The organism is Psychrobacter pacificensis (assembly GCF_018336615.1).
In the GTDB taxonomy this organism is placed as follows: Bacteria; Pseudomonadota; Gammaproteobacteria; order Pseudomonadales; family Moraxellaceae; genus Psychrobacter; species Psychrobacter pacificensis.
This window is the reverse complement of record NZ_CP048752.1, coordinates 2,121,525-2,139,983: the sequence shown is the minus strand read 5'-3', so window position 1 is coordinate 2,139,983 and position 18,459 is coordinate 2,121,525. Positions and strand designations below refer to the sequence as shown.

Here is an 18,459-nt window from a genome sequence, read left to right as displayed (position 1 = left end):
TAAACATCCAAAACATAGCAAGGAAGCCTCATTATGAGCAATGACCATATAGATATCCCAACTGATGAAGACATCAAAAGCTTGGCTGAGCAAGGTCTTACCCTGCCACTAACGTATCATACGATTAAGCATTATTTACCACATCGTTATCCTTTTATGTTGGTCGATAGAGTGGTCGCTTGTACACCAGGAGAGTGCATTACGGGTATCAAAAATGTGACCATTAATGAAGAGTTTTTTAATGGGCATTTTCCTGACGAGCCAATCATGCCAGGGGTATTGATGGTAGAGGCAATGGCACAGGTTTCAGGCATACTTGGGTTCATTACCGCAGGTCTGACTTCAGAAGATGGCTATCTGTATTTGTTTGCTGGTGTGGATAAAGTGCGTTTTAAGCGCCGAGTCATTCCTGGTGATCAACTCACCATTCGTGCCAAGACAGTGATGCAGCGCCATGGTATTTATAAGTTTGATTGTACGGTGCATGTCGAAGACGAACTTGCTGCGAGTGCTCAAATCATGATTGCGCGTCAAGAGCAGCAAAAAATCAAAGACAGTAAAAGTGCCTAAGTTTGTAATAAGTTAGCATTCATAAAGCGCTATATCGAATCGATCTTCACAATTATAATGAGCTATTATATTGATATTTAACAAAGCAGCGGATATTGGCCTCATTCATGAAGCCAAACTGGCTGTATTTGGCTGACTATTTATTTGCATTAAATGATACAAGGGCCCACATCATGAGTCAGATTCACCCTACAGCACTCATCTCACCATCTGCACAGATTGATGAGACTGCCATCATTGGTCCCTACTGTATCATTGGTGATGAAGTGTCAATTGGACCACATACTGTGTTGCATAGGCATGTCGTTGTCACAAAGTTGACGCGTATCGGTGCACACAATCAATTCTATCAGTTTGCGAGTGTTGGAGAGGATCCTCAGGATCTAAAGTATGCAGGTGAGCGTACTTGGCTTGAGATTGGCGATCACAATACGATTCGCGAAGCTTGTAGCCTACATCGCGGTACTGCACAAGATAGTGAGCTAACCAAGATAGGTAGTCATAACTTGTTGATGGTCAATACTCATGTGGCGCATGATTGTGTGATTGGCGATCATAATGTGCTGGCAAATAATGTTGGTGTTGCAGGTCACGTGACTATCGGCAGCCATACAATCATCGGTGGCAATTCAGGTATTCATCAGTTTTGTACAATAGATGATTACAGCTTAATCGGCGGTGCTAGTTTGATTTTAAAAGACGTCGCAGCGTTTACGATGGTGTCTGGTAATCCAGCAAAAGCTCATGGTCTAAATATCGAAGGCATGCGCCGAAAAGATTGGTCGAAAGAAACCATTGATGTCCTACGCCAAGCGTATCGTACTATTTTTAGATCGGGTCTGACGACAGCGCAAGCTTTAGAGGTTCTGCAAGGTGAGCTACTATCTCAAGAGCCAAAAGTTCAATTGTTGATTGATTCACTACAAAAAAGTCGTCGCGGGGTGGTGCGTTAAACGCATATTGAGCTACGATAGAAGCTAGGCTAGATAGTCGTTTTTTACAGTTTTAATCTGCCTAAATTTTATTAATAAAAGATAATATTGCTAAAAGCCATAACCAATTGTTATGGCTTTTTATATTTATGAGTGCTTGACTTTTTTGGTCGCTTAGCAGAAACTGAGCGTTTATGATATTGTAAACAATTCTTTCTTAATGTTACGGGGCACTCCATATTGAAGTGTTTACTAAATAGTTTGATAGTAGTAGTGACTATTTATGATGATCAAGGAGGATTGTCAGTAGCGTTATTTGAAGTACGAGGACGCAAAAAATGGCTATCAATAAACAAGAACATGCGCAATGGAGCTCAAGTTTTGGCTTCGTGTTAGCGGCAGTAGGTTCAGCAGTAGGTTTGGGAAATATATGGAAGTTTCCATATATGGTGGGTGAGAGCGGTGGTTCAGCTTTCGTTATCGCTTATTTATTCTGTATCGCGCTAGTCGGTTTTCCAATATTAGTTGCTGAATGGCTCATTGGTCGCCGTGGACAAAAAAACCCAGTCAACACGTTTGCGGATGTGGCTGCTAGCGAAGGTAAATCTCGTAGCTGGACCATCGTTGGTGCTACTGGTATTTTGGGTGGCTTTTTAATTCTATCCTTCTATAGTGTGATCGGTGGTTGGGCACTTAACTATATCACCAAAGTGGCGTCAGGCAGCTTTACAGGTCAAGATAGTGATTCTGTGGCTGCGACCTTTGATGCGATGCTAGCATCAGCCGGTACATTGACGATTTGGCACACTGTATTCATGATTTTAACGGCCGTTATCGTTGGTATTGGTGTAACGAGTGGTATCGAAAAAGCAGCCAAGATTTTGATGCCACTGTTGGGTGTGATCCTTTTCGTTATCGTTGGTTATAACATAATGAATGGGGGTTTTGGTGAGGCAGTTGCTTATTTGTTCACGCCAGACATGAGCAAGCTGACGGCTGACGTTATGCTTGCAGCATTAGGTCATGCCTTCTTCACGCTATCGATTGGTATGGGCATCATGGTTGCTTATGGTTCGTATTTGGGCCGTGAAGTGAACTTGCTAAAAACTGCACGTACCGTTGTTATTTTGGATACGGTTATCGCTTTGGCGGCTGGTTTAGCCATTTTCCCAATTATCTTTAGTAACGGTCTAGATCCTGCGTCGGGTCCTGGTCTGATCTTCGTCAGCTTACCGATTGCTTTTGGTAGCATGAGTGCGGGTATTATCATTGGTGCATTGTTCTTTTTGCTTATTACCTTTGCAGCTGTCACCTCATCTATCTCATTACTAGAGCCAACGGTTGAGCTACTAGAAGAGCGTACGTCGATGAGCCGTACCGTATCGACTATCGTTGCCAGTACTGTGATTTGGCTATTAGGCATTGCCGCATTGCTATCGTTTAACCTATGGTCTGAATTTACTATTATGGGTAACGGTATCTTTGATGCCCTAGACAAGATTACCAGTAAGTTCCTGTTACCTCTAACAGGTCTTGCGGCTATCGTATTTGTTGGTTGGAAAATGGATCAGCGTAGTATTCAGCAAGAGCTTGGTTTATCTAATGCGACATGGCAGCTTTGGCAAATTGTTGCAAAATTCATCGCGCCAATCGCTGTGATCGTGGTATTTGTTACCTCACTGATGGGCTAATAGTTATTTACAATGATTTAGACATGTAAATCATTGAGTGATAAAAGCAGCACACATAAAAAGGGCTTAAGAATTATCTTAAGCCCTTTTTATGTCTAATAATATCAATAAATACTAAAATGGATTAACGCAAGTTTAACTCAGGAATGGTTTGTCCACGCTTATTATAAAATTCGCTAACGAATTCATCAAACTGGTCTTGCTCGATGGCATCTCTGATACCTTGCATCAAACGCTGGTAATAGCGTAAGTTGTGAATGGTGGCTAGCTGAGCACCCAGCATCTCTTTACATTTATTAAGATGATACAAATAAGCACGGCTAAAGTTTTGGCAAGTGTAGCAGTCACATTCAGGATCTAATGGGCCTTCATCATTGCGGTATTGGCTATTGCGGATACGTACCACACCAGCATTGTCTGCATCGCCCGTCACAAAGTAATGGCCATTACGCGCGTTACGAGTTGGCATCACACAGTCAAACATATCGACGCCGCGGCGTACGCCTTCAACTAAATCCTCAGGCTTACCAACGCCCATTAGATAGCGCGGCTTATCTGCTGGCATATCATCAGGCAGGTAGTCTAGGACGTCCATCATCTCTTCTTTTGGCTCACCAACCGAAAGACCGCCGATAGCATAACCATCAAAGCCGATATCTAGCAAACCTTCGAGTGATTGCTGGCGCAAATCGGGATACATACTGCCTTGTACGATACCGAATAATGCGTTGGTGCTACCCAGTCTATTGTGCTCATCAACGCAGCGTTGTCCCCAGCGTAGTGATAGCTCTAGAGATTTCTTTGCTTTATCATGAGTCGCTGGATAAGGGGTGCATTCATCGAACTGCATGACAATGTCTGAGTTCAAGCTGTACTGGATTTGCATGGATTTTTCAGGAGAAAGAAATACTTTGGCGCCATCGATAGGCGATTTGAAGTTAACACCTTCTTCGGTAATTTTACGCATGGCCCCCAGACTGAATACTTGGAAGCCGCCTGAATCCGTCAAAATAGGCTTGTCCCAATGCATGAACTTATGCAAGCCGCCAAATTTATCAATCACTTCCGTGCCTGGACGCAGCCATAGATGGAAGGTGTTGCCAAGGATAATATCTGCACCGATGGCTTCGATATCACGTGGCAGCATACCTTTGACGGTACCATAAGTGCCAACTGGCATAAAGGCAGGCGTCTGCACGTCGCCATGATTGAGATGAACGGTGCCGCGGCGTGCACGCGTTGCACCGCTGGCTGTTTTATGTAAGACAAATTGCATATGTTAACCGATATATGAGCTATGAAAATGGCGCTAATTATAGCATTGTTAGGGATTTTTTGGATATTGATATTCATTCTGTCAATATAGTCAGTCAGTATGCAGCAAGATGACGGAAAGTGGCGCGTACAATTCGCGATGCCCAGCAAATATACGATGGAGACGTCACCAAAACCAAATAACCCAGAAGTCGAAATCGTCGAAGTACGAGCTCAAAATGATGACATTATCAAATTCTCAGGATTTACTGGAAGTGATAAAGTAGATAAAAGGACATAAGAACTGCGAAATTGGATGCAAAGCAAACATTTAACGCCTACAGGTGAGCCAGAATTGGCACGTTACGATGAGCCATGGGCATTGCCATTTTTACGTCGTAACGAGGTAATGATTGCGTATGAGCAAAAGTAATACAAGGATACTAGGGCATATAGTCATTGTTCTTAGCCATTTAGGTTCTTGACCGCACAAAAAAGACAGCACTTGCTGTCTTTTTTATCTGATATTTTGGTTATTCCATTTAGTTATTTTGCTCACGAATGATATTCAGCATACGGCGCAATGGTTCTGCTGCGCCCCACAGTAGCTGATCACCAACGGTAAAGGCACCTAGATATTCAGGGCCCATTTTAAGCTTACGTAAGCGGCCTAATGCAACTGTTAATGTACCAGTCACTGCGACTGGCGTTAAGCGATTCATAGTGGCTTCTTTGTCGTCTTCGACCAAGTCTAACCACTCGTTGCCGCTATTTTTTAGGGCGGCTTCAATCTCTTCTAGAGGGATATCTTTTTTGAGCTTGATGGTTAGACCTTGCGCATGGCAACGCATTGCCCCGACACGTACACACATACCATCGATAGGAATCGTGCTAGCTTCGTCATTACCAAGAATCTTATTAGTCTCAACACCGCCTTTCCATTCCTCTTTTGACTGCTTATTTTCTAACTGTACATCGATATAAGGAATCAAGCTACCGGCAAGCGGCACACCAAAGTACTGTGTAGGGAAGTCTGCTGAGCGCTGAGTTTGGGCGATTTTCTTATCAATATCAAGAATGGCGCTAGCAGGGTTAGCCAGCTCATCTTGTACAGCGTCATGCAAAACACCCATACCTGAGATAAGCTCACGCATGTTATTGGCACCAGAGCCACTAGCCGCCTGATATGTCATCGCGCTGACCCATTCGACCCAGCCCTTATTGAACAGCTCACCAATAGCCATCAGCATCAAAGATACGGTACAGTTGCCACCGATAAAGTCTTTTTTGCCACTCGCTAGGGCGTCATCAATGACGCTGCGATTGACTGGATCAAGAATAATGATGCTATCGTCTTTCATTCGCAGCGTACTTGCCGCATCAACCCAATAGCCAGACCAGCCGCTATCACGTAGTGGTTGGTGAACTTTTGACGTATAATCACCACCTTGGCAAGTAATAATCACATCACAGGCAGCGAGTGCTTCAATATCATGAGCGTCTTTTAGTTGGCCAGTTTTAATACTGTCGAATTTTGGCGCATCACCACCAGCATTACTGGTTGAAAAGAAGACAGGCGTAATACCGTTAAAGTCATTTTCTTCTTGCATACGTTGAATCAATACTGATCCTACCATGCCGCGCCAGCCTACCAAGCCTACTGTTAAATTACTCATGAAATTCAGTCCTATTTACAATTATTTGTTGCATCACCAACCGATAACAATGCCGTGAATGGTACAAAAAAGCAAGGCGTTTTGGCTATTATTTACTCGTTTTCCATACACTATTAACTATGTGTACTATAACTTTACGTTATTATTAGAGTCGCGCTTAGGTATTGGCAAAATGTATTTGGTTGCCTATAAAGAATAAGGCTCTCGATAAAATAGTTATTATTTTGATTGGGTAGGTATTGTAAATTTTTATGGCAGTTGTTGCAGAATCACGACTCATATATAGGCGAAAATCTTATGAAATGCTAAAGTAAGCTTCTAGCATTCATACTTGACGTCAGTTCAGTTAGAACTCAGTTCATTTAAAACTCAGTTCAGTTAAGATAATGATGTGCGTTGTCATGGAATGAATGGCACAGCACATGTCATTATTGGCCCCATTATCATCTCAATAAACGGTTATCACATACTATGGATCTCTCACTATTATATTACAGCTTACAATGGCTAGCAGGATTCATCGCGTTTGTAACGATCTGGGGTTGGGTGCCACTGGATAATTGGTGGGTACGTGGCGTCGAATTCCCACGCATTCAGATAATGGTACTGGGCATTATTGCTTGGATTGGCATGATCATGTTTTTCTCAGAGTGGCAACTGGGACAATGGTTGTTATTTATAGTGCTTAGCATCACGTTAGCGTTCCAGTTAAGAATGGTATTGCCGTATACTAAGCTATGGAAAAAAGAAGTTCAAAAAGCGAAAAATAAGCCAGAAGGGGAAGCACATCAATTAAAAATCATGGTGTCAAATGTATTAACACCCAATAATGAAACACAAAAATTGGTTGATTTGGTCAAGCATAGACAGCCCGACATTTTAATTACGCTTGAAACTGATAAAAAATGGGAGAAAGCCTTACAGCAAATTGAGTCTGATTATCCATATACAGTGAAGGTTCCGCTGGATAATCTATACGGTATGCACCTGTACTCTAAGCTTGAGCTCATAGATCCTGAAGTGAAGTACCTAATGATTGATGACATACCTTCTATTCATACGCAGTTACGCTTGCAAGGTGGTCGAGTGATTTGGCTATACTGCTTGCATCCTATGCCTCCAAGTCCAACTGAGGCTGATAAATCTACCACGCGTGATGCTGAGCTGTTGATGGTTGGCAAACACATCAAAAAAAATAAGCAAACCGCGATATTGGCTGGTGATCTCAACGATGTGGCATGGTCAAAAACCACGCGCCGCTTTCAGCGTATTTCTGGGCTGCTAGATCCTCGTATTGGTCGACACTTTATCAACACCTTTCATGTCAAATATCCGTTTCTGCGTTGGGCATTGGATCACATTTTCCATAGTGCTTGCTTTACAGTAGTTGATATCAAACGTATGCCGTCTATAGGATCTGATCATTTTCCTGTCATGACGACTTTACAATATGAGCCAGAAGAAACGAGTAAGCAAGAAGGTAACGCTCCTACTGCAGAAGCAGAAGATGTAGCAGAAGCAGATAGCAAGATTGAAGAAGGTAAAAAAGAAGGCAAGAAAATGTCAGATGAACGCAAACAAGCGCAAGGCAGTTTTAGTTGATAAGAAGTGCGACGTATAGGTTAAAGTTTACTCTTATAACGTAAGCATATGCTTACGTCAAATAAGGTCTTTAGCTTCTATTCGTACCAAATTGATTGTCCTATAATACATTCATCAACACAAGGATACGCAAGGATGCAGTGTTGAGACGGTATCAATAAAAGAACAGGTCAGCCCGCTGTCTTATACGTTACTGTTTATGACTTAGGATGAGTCAACATGGAAGAGAGATAATAACAATAACATGAAGCACTGAAGCCCCGAACCAATCGCCCTAGGTTCGGGGCTTTTCTTTGTGCATCCTCTATCGATTTGTAATATTCTTGCTATAAACAGCTAAATAGATTGGTTTAACCGTCTGTTAAGTTAATTGTACTTAGGCGGTTTGCTATCCATTATTCTAATTAACTGGCAGTTAATTTCTAAATAAAAAAAGGGTATATGCATTGGCATATACCCTTTTTCTGTGCAAGCTAATTAGTATTATTAGCGTTCAGTGTATTAACTTATGACCAAGCAGTTGAACGTAAGTCTTTAACCGAGTACTTGGATGTAAGCACCTGCACGCAATTCTTGCAACCAGTCTTCTTGTGCTTGAGGCGCTAGGCGTTGATACAAAGCTTGGCGTGCCATATTGCGACGATATTGCTCGCTCACATCCTGCTGACGCTTACCGTCAACCTTTAAAATATGCCAGCCGAATTGAGTTTTGAATGGAGCAGAGTAGTCACCAACGGCTGTGTTTTTCATTGTGGCTTCAAATGGAGCCACCATATCTTCTTCACTGACCCAATCAAGATCACCACCGCGTCCAGCCGATCCTGGATCGTCTGAATAGGTTGATGCTAAGGCAGCAAAATCAGCGCCATTACGCAGTTGCTCATACAAATCATTAATTTTCTGTTCAGCCAGTGCATCTGTCTGTAACTCATCGACTTTTACTAAGATATGACGAGTGTGCCACTGCGGAATCAGCATGGTATCACTGGCTTTTTTATCAGCCAGCTTAACGATATCGATACCTTCAGGCGTTAGTAACGGCTCACTAACTGCACCAATATCGAGATTGGTAATTTTGCTTGATAGCTCTGTCGGCAGGGAGGCCGCTTTGTGAAAGCCCATATCGCCACCTTGAATAGGGATAGGATAGCTACCTTGGCTTGCAGCAACAGCTTCAGAGACATTGACATTTGGTTCAAGTAAACGAGTACGCAAATCCTGTGCAACTTTTAGCGCTTCCTCACGTTGAGCTGCTGACAGACGGCTGTAGTCATCTATATAAGGAACGCGTACATGCACAGTTTGGTATTCACTTTGGTTCAAACGTTTTGCTTCAGGCGACGCCAAAAATGCATCAATATCTTGCTCGCTAATGCGTACTCGGCGACTGATTTGACGCTGCTGCAGCTCTTGAATAGCAGCATCTTCGATCAGTTGAGCACGTAATGCGGCATAACTACCAAGACGCGCGGCATCTAAGCGTTGCTGTAATGCTGAGATGCTATTAAGCCCTTGAGATTGAGCAATTTGAGCAAGGCGTTGATTGATCTCGGTCTCATCAGGAGATAGGCCGACACGTTTTACCATTGATAGTTGCAATTCACGCAAGATAAGCGCGTTTAGTACCTCAGACTGTAGTTGTGCTGAGTTTGCAATTGGCTCGCCTGCCGCTTGTGCACGGGCTTGGGTTTGTGTAATGGCATCAACCAATTCGCTCTTCAAGATAGCGTTTTCATTGACCAAAGCCACGATGCCATCAGTACTATTGGCAGGTGTCAAACGATCGACGGTATTTTGTCCAGCCGGATTCGACGTTTGTGCTACTGCAGGTGCCACCGTGGCTGCTTGAGCGCTCAAAGTGAGCGTAAGGCTGACCCCTATAGACAGTAGTACAGCGCGGCTGGTTTGACGTAAAGAAAAAAATCTCATGATGCTCCTCATCAATGTCATCGCATCGGATGGTAGTTGGTCAACACGATCCAATACTTTTAATCATTAAATACCCGACAGTGTTGTCCATAATTGGATTGTAGATAGTGCTTTATACATTTTTATATAAATAATATTTTACTTCAAAAAATCTCGTTAGTCTTTCCATGCAGTTTGGACAGGTTCAAAGCCTAATATCTTATCAGAGAGCAATCGTGTTAAGCGGCTACTGCCACTACCAAGCCCATTCAACCGTATCTCTGCCATAACCGCTTGTGTTGGTTCATCTTTGACGTTTAAGTCATTATAGTAACGACGACCATAAACTGCAAAACCAAAGCAGCAATCTTCATAATCAACGCCGATAAGTGAGTCGAGCATCTTATTACTATTATAGTCATATTGACCTTGAGCCAATATCCGCCAGCTATTGTTGATAGGGAAAACAGCAGAGGCGGTAAATGCGGACAATGGCAACTGATCCGTATTTTCATCACGCTGACGCTTGACATAGCCCACATTGAACAAGCTATTGTCTGATGGCTGATAACGTAGCTCAGTCGTGATATAGCTCAAATCATAGTCGTTAGTCAGCGCACCACTCACATCAACCCAAAAATTATTGTAAGGTTGGGTGCTGGTATCCCATACCATGCCTGAGGAAGAAGAGTTGAAAACTCGTTGTTCATCATCAAGCGTGACACGACCATCATCTATATAGAACTGTTCTGCAATGCTACCATCAAAACGTGTCACACCCGTTGCATCGATGTAACGATAATTGACACCAGGCGTAATAGAGTGCAGATCCTGCAAGCGGTCATGGCCTAAAAACCAACTGTCTGAAAATAGCTGCTCATAGTTAATAGACGCAATACGAGTATTAAAGTTAGGAATATCATTTTGGTTTTTGTACGGTGAATACGTGTATTTCACCCGCGGGCTAAGCAGACGATAGCCACCCATGGTGTCATCAAAAGCGCCAAAGGGTGAGCCTGCTTGGTAGAAATTCAGACCTGCATCAATACTGGCTTGTGGCACAAATACGGATTGGCTACCATCTTCTTCACTGATGTTATTGTCTGCCAAGCTGTCTTCATCATAGGAAGTATAAAGGTGCTGTAGGCTTAGCTTCGGTCTAATATAGCCCCAAGACTTCTCCATCGGATAGACGGCACTTATTTTGTTATAAATGCGTGCGCCGCTCTTTTCATCCTCAGAGCCATCATCAATAGACTTCTTAAAATAGGCAGAATCATGTACACCAGTGATGTCAAAGTTCTTCGCCCACGGCAGTCGATAGTTGAGCTTTAGTTGTGGTAGGCGTGAATAGGGTTTGTCTTTATCCTCTAGAGCCTCACCATTATCAGTAAACGCATCTAACGTTTGAAAGGTTTCTACTTTTAACTCACCATCGACGTAATCATTATAATAATTAACTCGAGCACGCCTTGGTAGGTTGATGGTGTTATCTGATAAACCTAAGGTATCAAAATCATCAAGATAGTCTGCATCTGATACATAGCTATATTTGGCATCACCACTTAATCGCGGAATACTTTTCGATGACCAATAATGATCATAAAAAAAGCTTTTACGATCTTCGTCATTATATTCTTTGTCATTAGGCAAGTATGAACCGTTAAAAATGCCTTCTCCATAGTTTTCGGTCAAATAACGAAACTCACCTGAGAGCATAGGATTACGATCAGTATATACATGCGTATTGAGCGTGGCATCGTAGTTGGGCGCTAGGTTGAAGTAATAAGGAACATCAATCTCAACACCGCTCTTACTACTCACGCTCGCACTTGGTAATAAAAATCCGCTGCTACGACGACTGTCTATTGGGAAGTTAAAGTAGGGCAGATAAAAGACCGGTACGTCAGCAATGCGAAAAGTCGTATTATAGGCTTCACCGCGCCCTGTATCAGTATTCAAATCGATACTTTTGGCATCAAGTTGCCATTTACGGTTGGTGGGTGGACAGGTGCTAAACATCACCTCGTCCAACTCGTACTCACTATCATTGGGCTTATTCAAGCGTTTAGCGTAGCCGTGTGCTTGTAGCCCAACACTAGCAAAAGCCACATCGTTGGCTGTTGATTGTCCAGTTTCAGTATTATAATTTAAGCTGTCTGCAACCCCAATCAAACCATCTTTTTTTGCTCTTTCATTAAAGCTGGCTTGAGCGTTGCTCGGTGCATTGCTACGTTGCAGTGATTGTCCTGTCGCCTGATCGGTAAACATGACTCTACCTTGTGCAGCAGCCACGCCATTGCTTAGATCAATCACAACTTTCTCTGCTTCGATATGCTGGGTGCCCTGATCGACTTTCACATTACCTGATAGCTCAGCATAGTTGATATTATTGTAATAACCGTAGTCTGACTCTGTGAATAAAGGTGCTTGATTGTTGGGAATACTGTCGACATCAGGTACGGGTTGTCCATTTGCACCGCCAGCTTCATTCACAGCACGCTGATAATTAGGGTTGCTCTTTGGATAGACCCATTGACCTTCACAGCGTTGTGCACTATCTATAGCGTTTGGCAATAATCGTAAGTTTTTACCGACTTTTGTAATGGTCTGCGCTGTAGGCGCTAAAGTACTCTGTATGTTATCTGACTCAGCATCTTCTATATTATCCACGTCATTTGAGACAGGAGTCTCTGGTGTAAGCTCATAGAATTCTGCCAAACGCACTAGACTGTCTTGAATGCTCTCATCATTGATATCTAGCTGGCGGTTATCCGCTACGGTATTTTCAGGTGTAGCTATAGCATTAGCGCGTGTGTCGCGGCTTACCTGATCGCTATCTGGCATATTTGATGGTTGTGTCGAGGCGGTATCAGAAGACTCATTAATCTCTGTGATATTCAAAACATCATCGGAGGCGCTGTCTTCTAACTTAGCATCGCTTGCGAAACGGGTGTCATCAAAATCAGAGGCAGGAGTCGCTCTTTGAGAATTATCGAGCTGTGAGCGCGCGTCTTTATAACGGATATCGTTGTAATCACTGCTTTGAGTGACATTACTGTTATTGGTATCAGGAAGGTAGCTGCTCGTACTACCAGCACTTGATGGCTCAGTTGTCTGTGTGTCAGCATCGTTGATGGCAGCATTAACCGTTAGGCTAGATAAGCCTAAGGCACCAAATAAGATCAAACGAATGCTTTGGTAAAGCGGAGAATATAACAAGGGCACACCTATGATTGCAGAGCCTATTGGATTGCGATACTGAATTGCATAGTCGTATTATTCAACAAGACCAAGTTGTTAATGAACGGCTAAAAAATCACTCATCGATAGCGTCATCTCAAGAATTTGGCTGTTTTACATATAATGACGACTAATCATAGTCAAAAAAAACCAAATCAGCTACACTATTTACCAAAATTTATAATATAGCCAAGCTGCTTTTAAATGAGCTAAAAATTTCAGCTTATCGTTAAATTACTGAATGATATCTTGATATGTCTACTAACGCAGTTGTTGCGGCTTAAGATATGACCATTTTAGCAAGTATTTGCCTGACTTATCACTACTTTAATTATTTATGATTTATATTTAACCTGTGATGCCCATTATGACTGATAAAACCACTATAGAGCCTGACATGACCGATAACAATAACGACAATCGCCAACAACAACTCGAGCATTGGTTGCAGCAAGTATTTGTAGATAAGCCCTTTGATCTAGACAGTTTACCGGGTGACGCGAGTGCGCGCCGCTATCATCGCATTCAACTGCTAGAGGCTGACGGATCAGGAGATACGCGTCATATCGTCATGGATTCTGCTGATGAGCAAGATGCCATGCGGCAGTTCATCAATGTTGCCAAACTCATGTCGCCTGCAATCAATGTGCCGACGCTCATCGCACAAAATTTAGAAAAAGGTTTTTTGGTGCTACAAGACTTTGGTGCAGTAGAGTTTGCTCATTTGCTGAATGATGCAACACCAGAGCAAATCAATGACTACTATCAACTTGCCATGCAGACGTTAGTAGCGCTGCAAACGGTACCAGTCGAGACTGCAAAATCTCAGTATCAGCTGCCAGATTACGATACGGCGTTATTAGATCGCGAAATGAATCTGTTTAGCGAGTGGTTTATCCCTTATATCGGCGTAGAGCTGAATGAGGAGGTGTGGGAAAACTTAAAATCGGCACTCATCAATGAAATCCTGCTACAGCCACAAGTCATTGTGCATCGCGACTATCATAGTCGTAACCTCATGCAAGACCAAGCGGACACATCGCGCTTGGGTGTGATTGATTTTCAGGATGCCGTCATCGGCTCTTATACTTATGATTTAGTATCATTGGTACGCGATGCTTATGTTGAATGGCCAGAGCACCAAGTATCTGCATGGATTAACGACTTTTGGCAGCTACAAAAGCAACAATTTCTAACCACAGCCGATAATGTGGTTCAGCTTGAAAACGACGTTAATGTAATGGGCGTACAGCGTCATTTAAAAGTACTAGGGATTTTTATTCGATTATCTGAACGCGATGGCAAAGATCGCTATTTGGGTGATATTCCCAAAGTCATGCGTGATTTAATTATTGAATTAAACTGGCTGGCTGAACAAGGTAATGACGCGACCAAGCATGCCGTCCTACCTTTTAATCAATGGCTAAAAGATGCTGTTCTACCTGCATACAAAGGTAAGTTTGCTTCAGCCTAGATGATGCTTAATCAAATTGATAAACTAAATAATAAAAATAGGAGTAAGCATGTCTAACTCGACGATTACACAAGCCATGATTTTGGCTGCTGGTAAGGGCACACGTCTGCGACCATTGACACTAGATACGCCCAAGCCTTTGGTCGAAGTGGGCGGTCAGCCACTTATTGTCTGGCATATTAAAGCACTAAAAGCGGCGGGTATTACCGATATCACGATCAATGCGTCATGGCTGGCGGATAAGCTGATGGATACCTTGGGCGACGGTGCGCAATATGGAGTCAAACTACATTGGTCAGTAGAAGGTGATGAGCCGTTAGAGACGGCAGGTGGCATTTTTCAGGCATTACAGTCAGGCAAGCTGCGAGACGAGCCATTTATTCTCGTCAACTCTGATGTTTGGACGACCTATGATTTTGCTCAGTTGCGAGACTATACATTAGGCGCGGATCAGCGCGCACACCTGTTGTTGATTGACAATCCAGAGCACAATGATGGTGGTGATTTCGCTATTAATAATGGTCTTGCCAGCGAGCAGCCAGTTGGCGATGCAGTCAAGTTTACTTTCGCTGGTATTAGCGTGATGTCTCCTACGTTGGTAGAGGGATTGGTATCAGGACAACCTGCCGCATTGGCGCCACTACTTAAGCAAGCGATGATCAAATTCCAGATTACTGCTGAAGTGATTACTGATAACTGGATCGACGTCGGTACAGCCGAGCGCTTGACACAAGTGAATGAATTTATTGAAAAAAACGATATCGATAATCATCAAGGTCGAGTAAATTCATAAGATAAGCAAAAATACACTGGTAAACACAAAAAAGCAGCGTTGATCGTTCAACGCTGCTTTTTTACACAGATGATTTCTATATCTTGTTCAATCTTTACCAATAGAAATGAAGAGTGAATACAAGGGCTGGTAAATTGAGCGCGTAGCACATAGGTAACGACATTGTCTGATAACCGTATTGTCTGATAACCGTGTTAAACGCCCATTGCCAGCTTAATCAATTGGGCAATCGTAAAGATCGTCAAAAATCCTGCGGCATATAAGCCCAGAAACCAAGCCCATTGTCTTTGCTTTTTACTCAGTCTTTGCTTTTTACTCAAATGTTTTTTACTGAGATTTTTCATAAAGACCTCTTATCTGACAAATTGAGCACAGGTGCCACAAAAATGTGTAGCACCTGCTTATCTCACTACTAGCTGCTTGTCATTTACAATGACTAGTACATATGTTCGTGATCAGTTTTACCCTTGAACACATAGTACGCATAAGCAGTATAACTTAAGATGATAGGTAACATGATGACCGCACCCACCAGCATAAATGATAGTGATGTATCAGTCGCTGCCGCCTCGTAAACCGTCATCTGATACGGCACAATGTATGGGAATATGGCGATACACACACCAATATAACCCAATAAAAAGAGCAATACCGTCAATAAGAACGGACGATATTCACGCTCAGTGGTCAAGTCTTTACGCATAATAAAGAACACAATCAGCGCAATAATTGGCATCGGCGCCAGATAAGGCAAGCGTCCGAGTGTAAACCAATCTTCTAGCGCATCGATGTCTGAAAAATACATAAAGATGGTCACGACAATCATCGCAGCAACCAACGCCATCAACAGCCAGCCTGAAACCTTACGCGCCCACACTTGCAAATCGTGCTCGGTCTTTAAAATGAGCCACGTTGAGCCAAGCAGTGAGTAGCCGATAATCAAAGCTACGCCGCTGACCATAGAAAATGGGGTCAACCAATCAAATGGGCCGCCAGTATACAAGCGATTGCTCGCCTCAAGACCATGTACTAAAGAGCCGAGCATCACGCCTTGGAAGAAAGCGGCCAGCAATGAGCCAAAGAAAAAGAAGCCGTCCCAAATGTAGCGATGGGTGCTCGATTTAAAGCGAAACTCAAAGGCAATACCGCGTAAAATCAAGCCCGCCAGCATTAAGAATACAGGTAGATATAGCCCTGTCATAATGATGCCATAGGCCACAGGAAAGGCAGCAAATAAGCCGCCGCCGCCCAGTACCAGCCACGTCTCATTACCGTCCCAAAAAGGCGCGATAGAGTTCATGATACGACTGCGGTTTTTGTCTGAGCCTGCAAAAGGGAACAGCATGCCACAGCCCAAATCAAAACCGTCCAGCAAGACATAAATGAATACGGCCAAGACAATCAAGCCACCCCAAATCAGAGGCAAATCCAGTACATCACCAAAGTTAAACATTAGCGTAGGCCTCCGTCATCAACGTCATCTGCGGGTTCATCGGCATCTGTAACATGTCCTTCAGGATTGCTATCGCCACTCAGCGTGCGTCCTTGACCTTCGGTTACCGAGTGCTCATAGAAGTTATCATCACTAGGATCGGTATACGGTTTCGGCCCTTGTCCAATCAAACGCAAGATATAGAAGCTACCTGCACCAAAGACAAAGGTATAGACCACAATAAAGCCAATCAAGGTGGTGGCAACTTGCTGCGCTGCCAGTGGTGACATACTCTCAGCAGTACGGATAACACCATAAACGGTCCACGGTTGGCGCCCTGTTTCAGTCACAAACCAGCCTGCCAATAGCGCGATAAAGCCAAGCGGTGTCATCATCATCCAAGCACGGTGAAACCACACACTATCAGGATTGAATTGCTGTTTTTTGAAGTATTTATAGACACTAAATAGACCCACAAGCACCATTAACATACCAATGGCAACCATAATACGGAAGGCCCAAAATACAATAATAACGTGTGGTTGGTCTTCTGGTGCCCAGTTTTTGAGACCCTTCACTTCACCATCTAAAGAGTGAGTGAGAATCAAACCTGTGACATAAGGGATCTTGACCTCATATTTATTGGACTGCGTTTCTTGATCAGGAATCGCAAAGAGACGTAATGCTGCCCCGCGCTCATCTTCCCAAATGCCTTCCATCGCAGCAACTTTAGCAGGTTGATGCTCAAGGGTATTTAGCCCGTGCTCATCACCGATTAATACCTGCGCAGGTGCCACAAAAATCGCCATCAGCATGGCCATACCCAGCATCACGCGCCCATGCTTACGATGTTCAATATGTTTTTTGGATTGCAAGTAATACGCGCCAATCCCGCCGACGACAAAGGCCGTGGTTAAGAATGCGGCGGTCATCATGTGCGCGTAGCGGTAGGGGAATGAGGGATTAAAAATAATTTCAAGCCAGTTGGTAGGATATAGCAGACCATCAGCACCAACGATAAAGCCTTGCGGCGTCTGCATAAAGCTGTTGGCCGATAAAATCCAAAAACCTGAAATCATCGTACCAATAGCCACAATCGCTGTCGAAACAAAGTGCATGCGTTTGCTGACGCGCCCCCACCCAAACAGCATAATGCCCAAAAAGGAGGCTTCTAAGAAAAAGGCCGTCAATACTTCATAGGCAAGCAGTGGCCCTAAAACGTTACCTGCCTTGTCAGAAAAGACCGCCCAGTTGGTACCGAACTGATAGGACATGACCACGCCTGAGACCACACCCATCCCGAAGACCACGGCAAAGATTTTTACCCAGTGTTTGTACACTTCAGCAAAGATAGGATTGCCCGTTTTTAGCCAACGGAACTCAAGCACCGTCAGCCAGCTGGCAAGTCCAATAGAAAAAGCGGGAAAGACAATATGAAAGGAGACAACAAAAGCAAACTGGATACGCGCAAGCGTCAGCGCATCCATTTGATCGATCATAAACGTAGCAAACATAAATGGTTACTCTTATCTGTTAGCTTCATAGCGCTGTCTTCCGTACAACGCTCAAGTAACTGTCCGTAACGGTACATAAATCAAGGTGACAATGATTACGGGCAATGGCTCTTAGTGGCGTAAAACTTTAACGACATCAGGCATAAATTGTGGCTAAGGTTACGACTCACTGTTTAGCTGAATTGAATAATTTATGTCCCTATAAACTCATATACTACAGGTATGTGCTATGCATATATTATGCGCTTCCCTAGATATACACGCAACCCATCGTATTTGGAAGCAGTATACCTTGTGGTCAACAATATCCGTCACCCTCACCCTTAAAAATAAAATTAACTTTATGAATAACAATGACTTGGGAATAGCG

At 43.3% G+C, this 18,459-nt stretch carries 13 protein-coding genes and 1 pseudogene; 7 read left to right on the top strand and 7 right to left on the bottom strand.

Features of this window, described 5'->3' with window-relative positions:
* The first annotated feature begins 33 nt into the window (after positions 1-33).
* The 3 genes from fabZ (at position 34) to GYK50_RS08945 (ending at position 3,193) form a co-directional block, all read left to right on the top strand.
* The gene (gene fabZ / locus GYK50_RS08955) at positions 34-570 is read left to right on the top strand and encodes a 3-hydroxyacyl-ACP dehydratase FabZ (protein ID WP_058023665.1); all 537 of its coding nucleotides are present in this window, start codon (positions 34-36) and stop codon (positions 568-570) included.
* Positions 571-743: 173 nt separating this feature from the next.
* Positions 744-1,523, top strand: coding sequence for an acyl-ACP--UDP-N-acetylglucosamine O-acyltransferase (gene lpxA / locus GYK50_RS08950; protein ID WP_212563727.1), 780 nt, complete (start codon positions 744-746; stop codon positions 1,521-1,523).
* Between the two features lie 317 nt (positions 1,524-1,840).
* Positions 1,841-3,193: a sodium-dependent transporter gene (locus GYK50_RS08945; protein ID WP_071003465.1), complete on the top strand. Its 1,353-nt coding sequence runs from the start codon at positions 1,841-1,843 to the stop codon at positions 3,191-3,193.
* 124 nt (positions 3,194-3,317) lie between these two features.
* Here the strand turns inward: GYK50_RS08945 and tgt are convergent, their stop codons facing one another.
* Positions 3,318-4,469, bottom strand: a complete 1,152-nt coding sequence (tgt, locus tag GYK50_RS08940) for a tRNA guanosine(34) transglycosylase Tgt (RefSeq protein WP_212563726.1) — start codon at positions 4,467-4,469, stop codon at positions 3,318-3,320.
* A gap of 99 nt (positions 4,470-4,568) precedes the next feature.
* Between tgt and GYK50_RS08935 the strand changes: the two are divergent.
* Positions 4,569-4,880 (top strand): annotated as a pseudogene (locus GYK50_RS08935) (SOUL family heme-binding protein).
* Positions 4,881-4,989: 109 nt separating this feature from the next.
* Here the strand turns inward: GYK50_RS08935 and asd are convergent.
* Positions 4,990-6,123: an aspartate-semialdehyde dehydrogenase gene (gene asd, locus GYK50_RS08930; protein ID WP_212563725.1), complete on the bottom strand. Its 1,134-nt coding sequence runs from the start codon at positions 6,121-6,123 to the stop codon at positions 4,990-4,992.
* A 471-nt stretch (positions 6,124-6,594) separates the two neighbouring features.
* On the opposite strand from asd, the gene GYK50_RS08925 reads away from it, so the two are divergent.
* A complete protein-coding gene (locus GYK50_RS08925; protein ID WP_212563724.1) occupies positions 6,595-7,725 on the top strand; it encodes an endonuclease/exonuclease/phosphatase family protein in 1,131 nt (376 codons plus the stop codon).
* A gap of 534 nt (positions 7,726-8,259) precedes the next feature.
* Here the strand turns inward: GYK50_RS08925 and GYK50_RS08920 are convergent.
* Positions 8,260-9,654: a peptidylprolyl isomerase gene (locus GYK50_RS08920; RefSeq protein ID WP_212563723.1), complete on the bottom strand. Its 1,395-nt coding sequence runs from the start codon at positions 9,652-9,654 to the stop codon at positions 8,260-8,262.
* Positions 9,655-9,810: 156 nt separating this feature from the next.
* Positions 9,811-12,855, bottom strand: coding sequence for an LPS-assembly protein LptD (locus GYK50_RS08915; protein ID WP_212563722.1), 3,045 nt, complete (start codon positions 12,853-12,855; stop codon positions 9,811-9,813).
* Positions 12,856-13,234: 379 nt separating this feature from the next.
* On the opposite strand from GYK50_RS08915, the gene GYK50_RS08910 reads away from it, so the two are divergent.
* On the top strand, positions 13,235-14,350 hold the full coding sequence (locus GYK50_RS08910) for an aminoglycoside phosphotransferase family protein (RefSeq protein ID WP_414706357.1): 1,116 nt from the start codon (positions 13,235-13,237) through the stop codon (positions 14,348-14,350).
* A gap of 49 nt (positions 14,351-14,399) precedes the next feature.
* A complete protein-coding gene (gene murU / locus GYK50_RS08905; RefSeq protein WP_212563720.1) occupies positions 14,400-15,143 on the top strand; it encodes an N-acetylmuramate alpha-1-phosphate uridylyltransferase MurU in 744 nt (247 codons plus the stop codon).
* 194 nt (positions 15,144-15,337) lie between these two features.
* Here murU and GYK50_RS08900 read toward each other — a convergent pair whose 3' ends face one another.
* The 3 genes from GYK50_RS08900 to GYK50_RS08890 form a co-directional block, all read right to left on the bottom strand.
* Positions 15,338-15,487, bottom strand: coding sequence for a hypothetical protein (locus GYK50_RS08900; protein WP_156770998.1), 150 nt, complete (start codon positions 15,485-15,487; stop codon positions 15,338-15,340).
* A gap of 92 nt (positions 15,488-15,579) precedes the next feature.
* Positions 15,580-16,596, bottom strand: a complete 1,017-nt coding sequence (gene cydB, locus GYK50_RS08895; RefSeq protein WP_212563719.1) for a cytochrome d ubiquinol oxidase subunit II — start codon at positions 16,594-16,596, stop codon at positions 15,580-15,582.
* Complete coding sequence (locus tag GYK50_RS08890) at positions 16,596-18,074, bottom strand: cytochrome ubiquinol oxidase subunit I (RefSeq protein ID WP_212564536.1); 1,479 nt, start codon at positions 18,072-18,074, stop codon at positions 16,596-16,598. The genes cydB and GYK50_RS08890 overlap by 1 nt, the downstream gene beginning before the upstream one ends.
* Between the last annotated feature and the right edge of the window lie 385 nt (positions 18,075-18,459).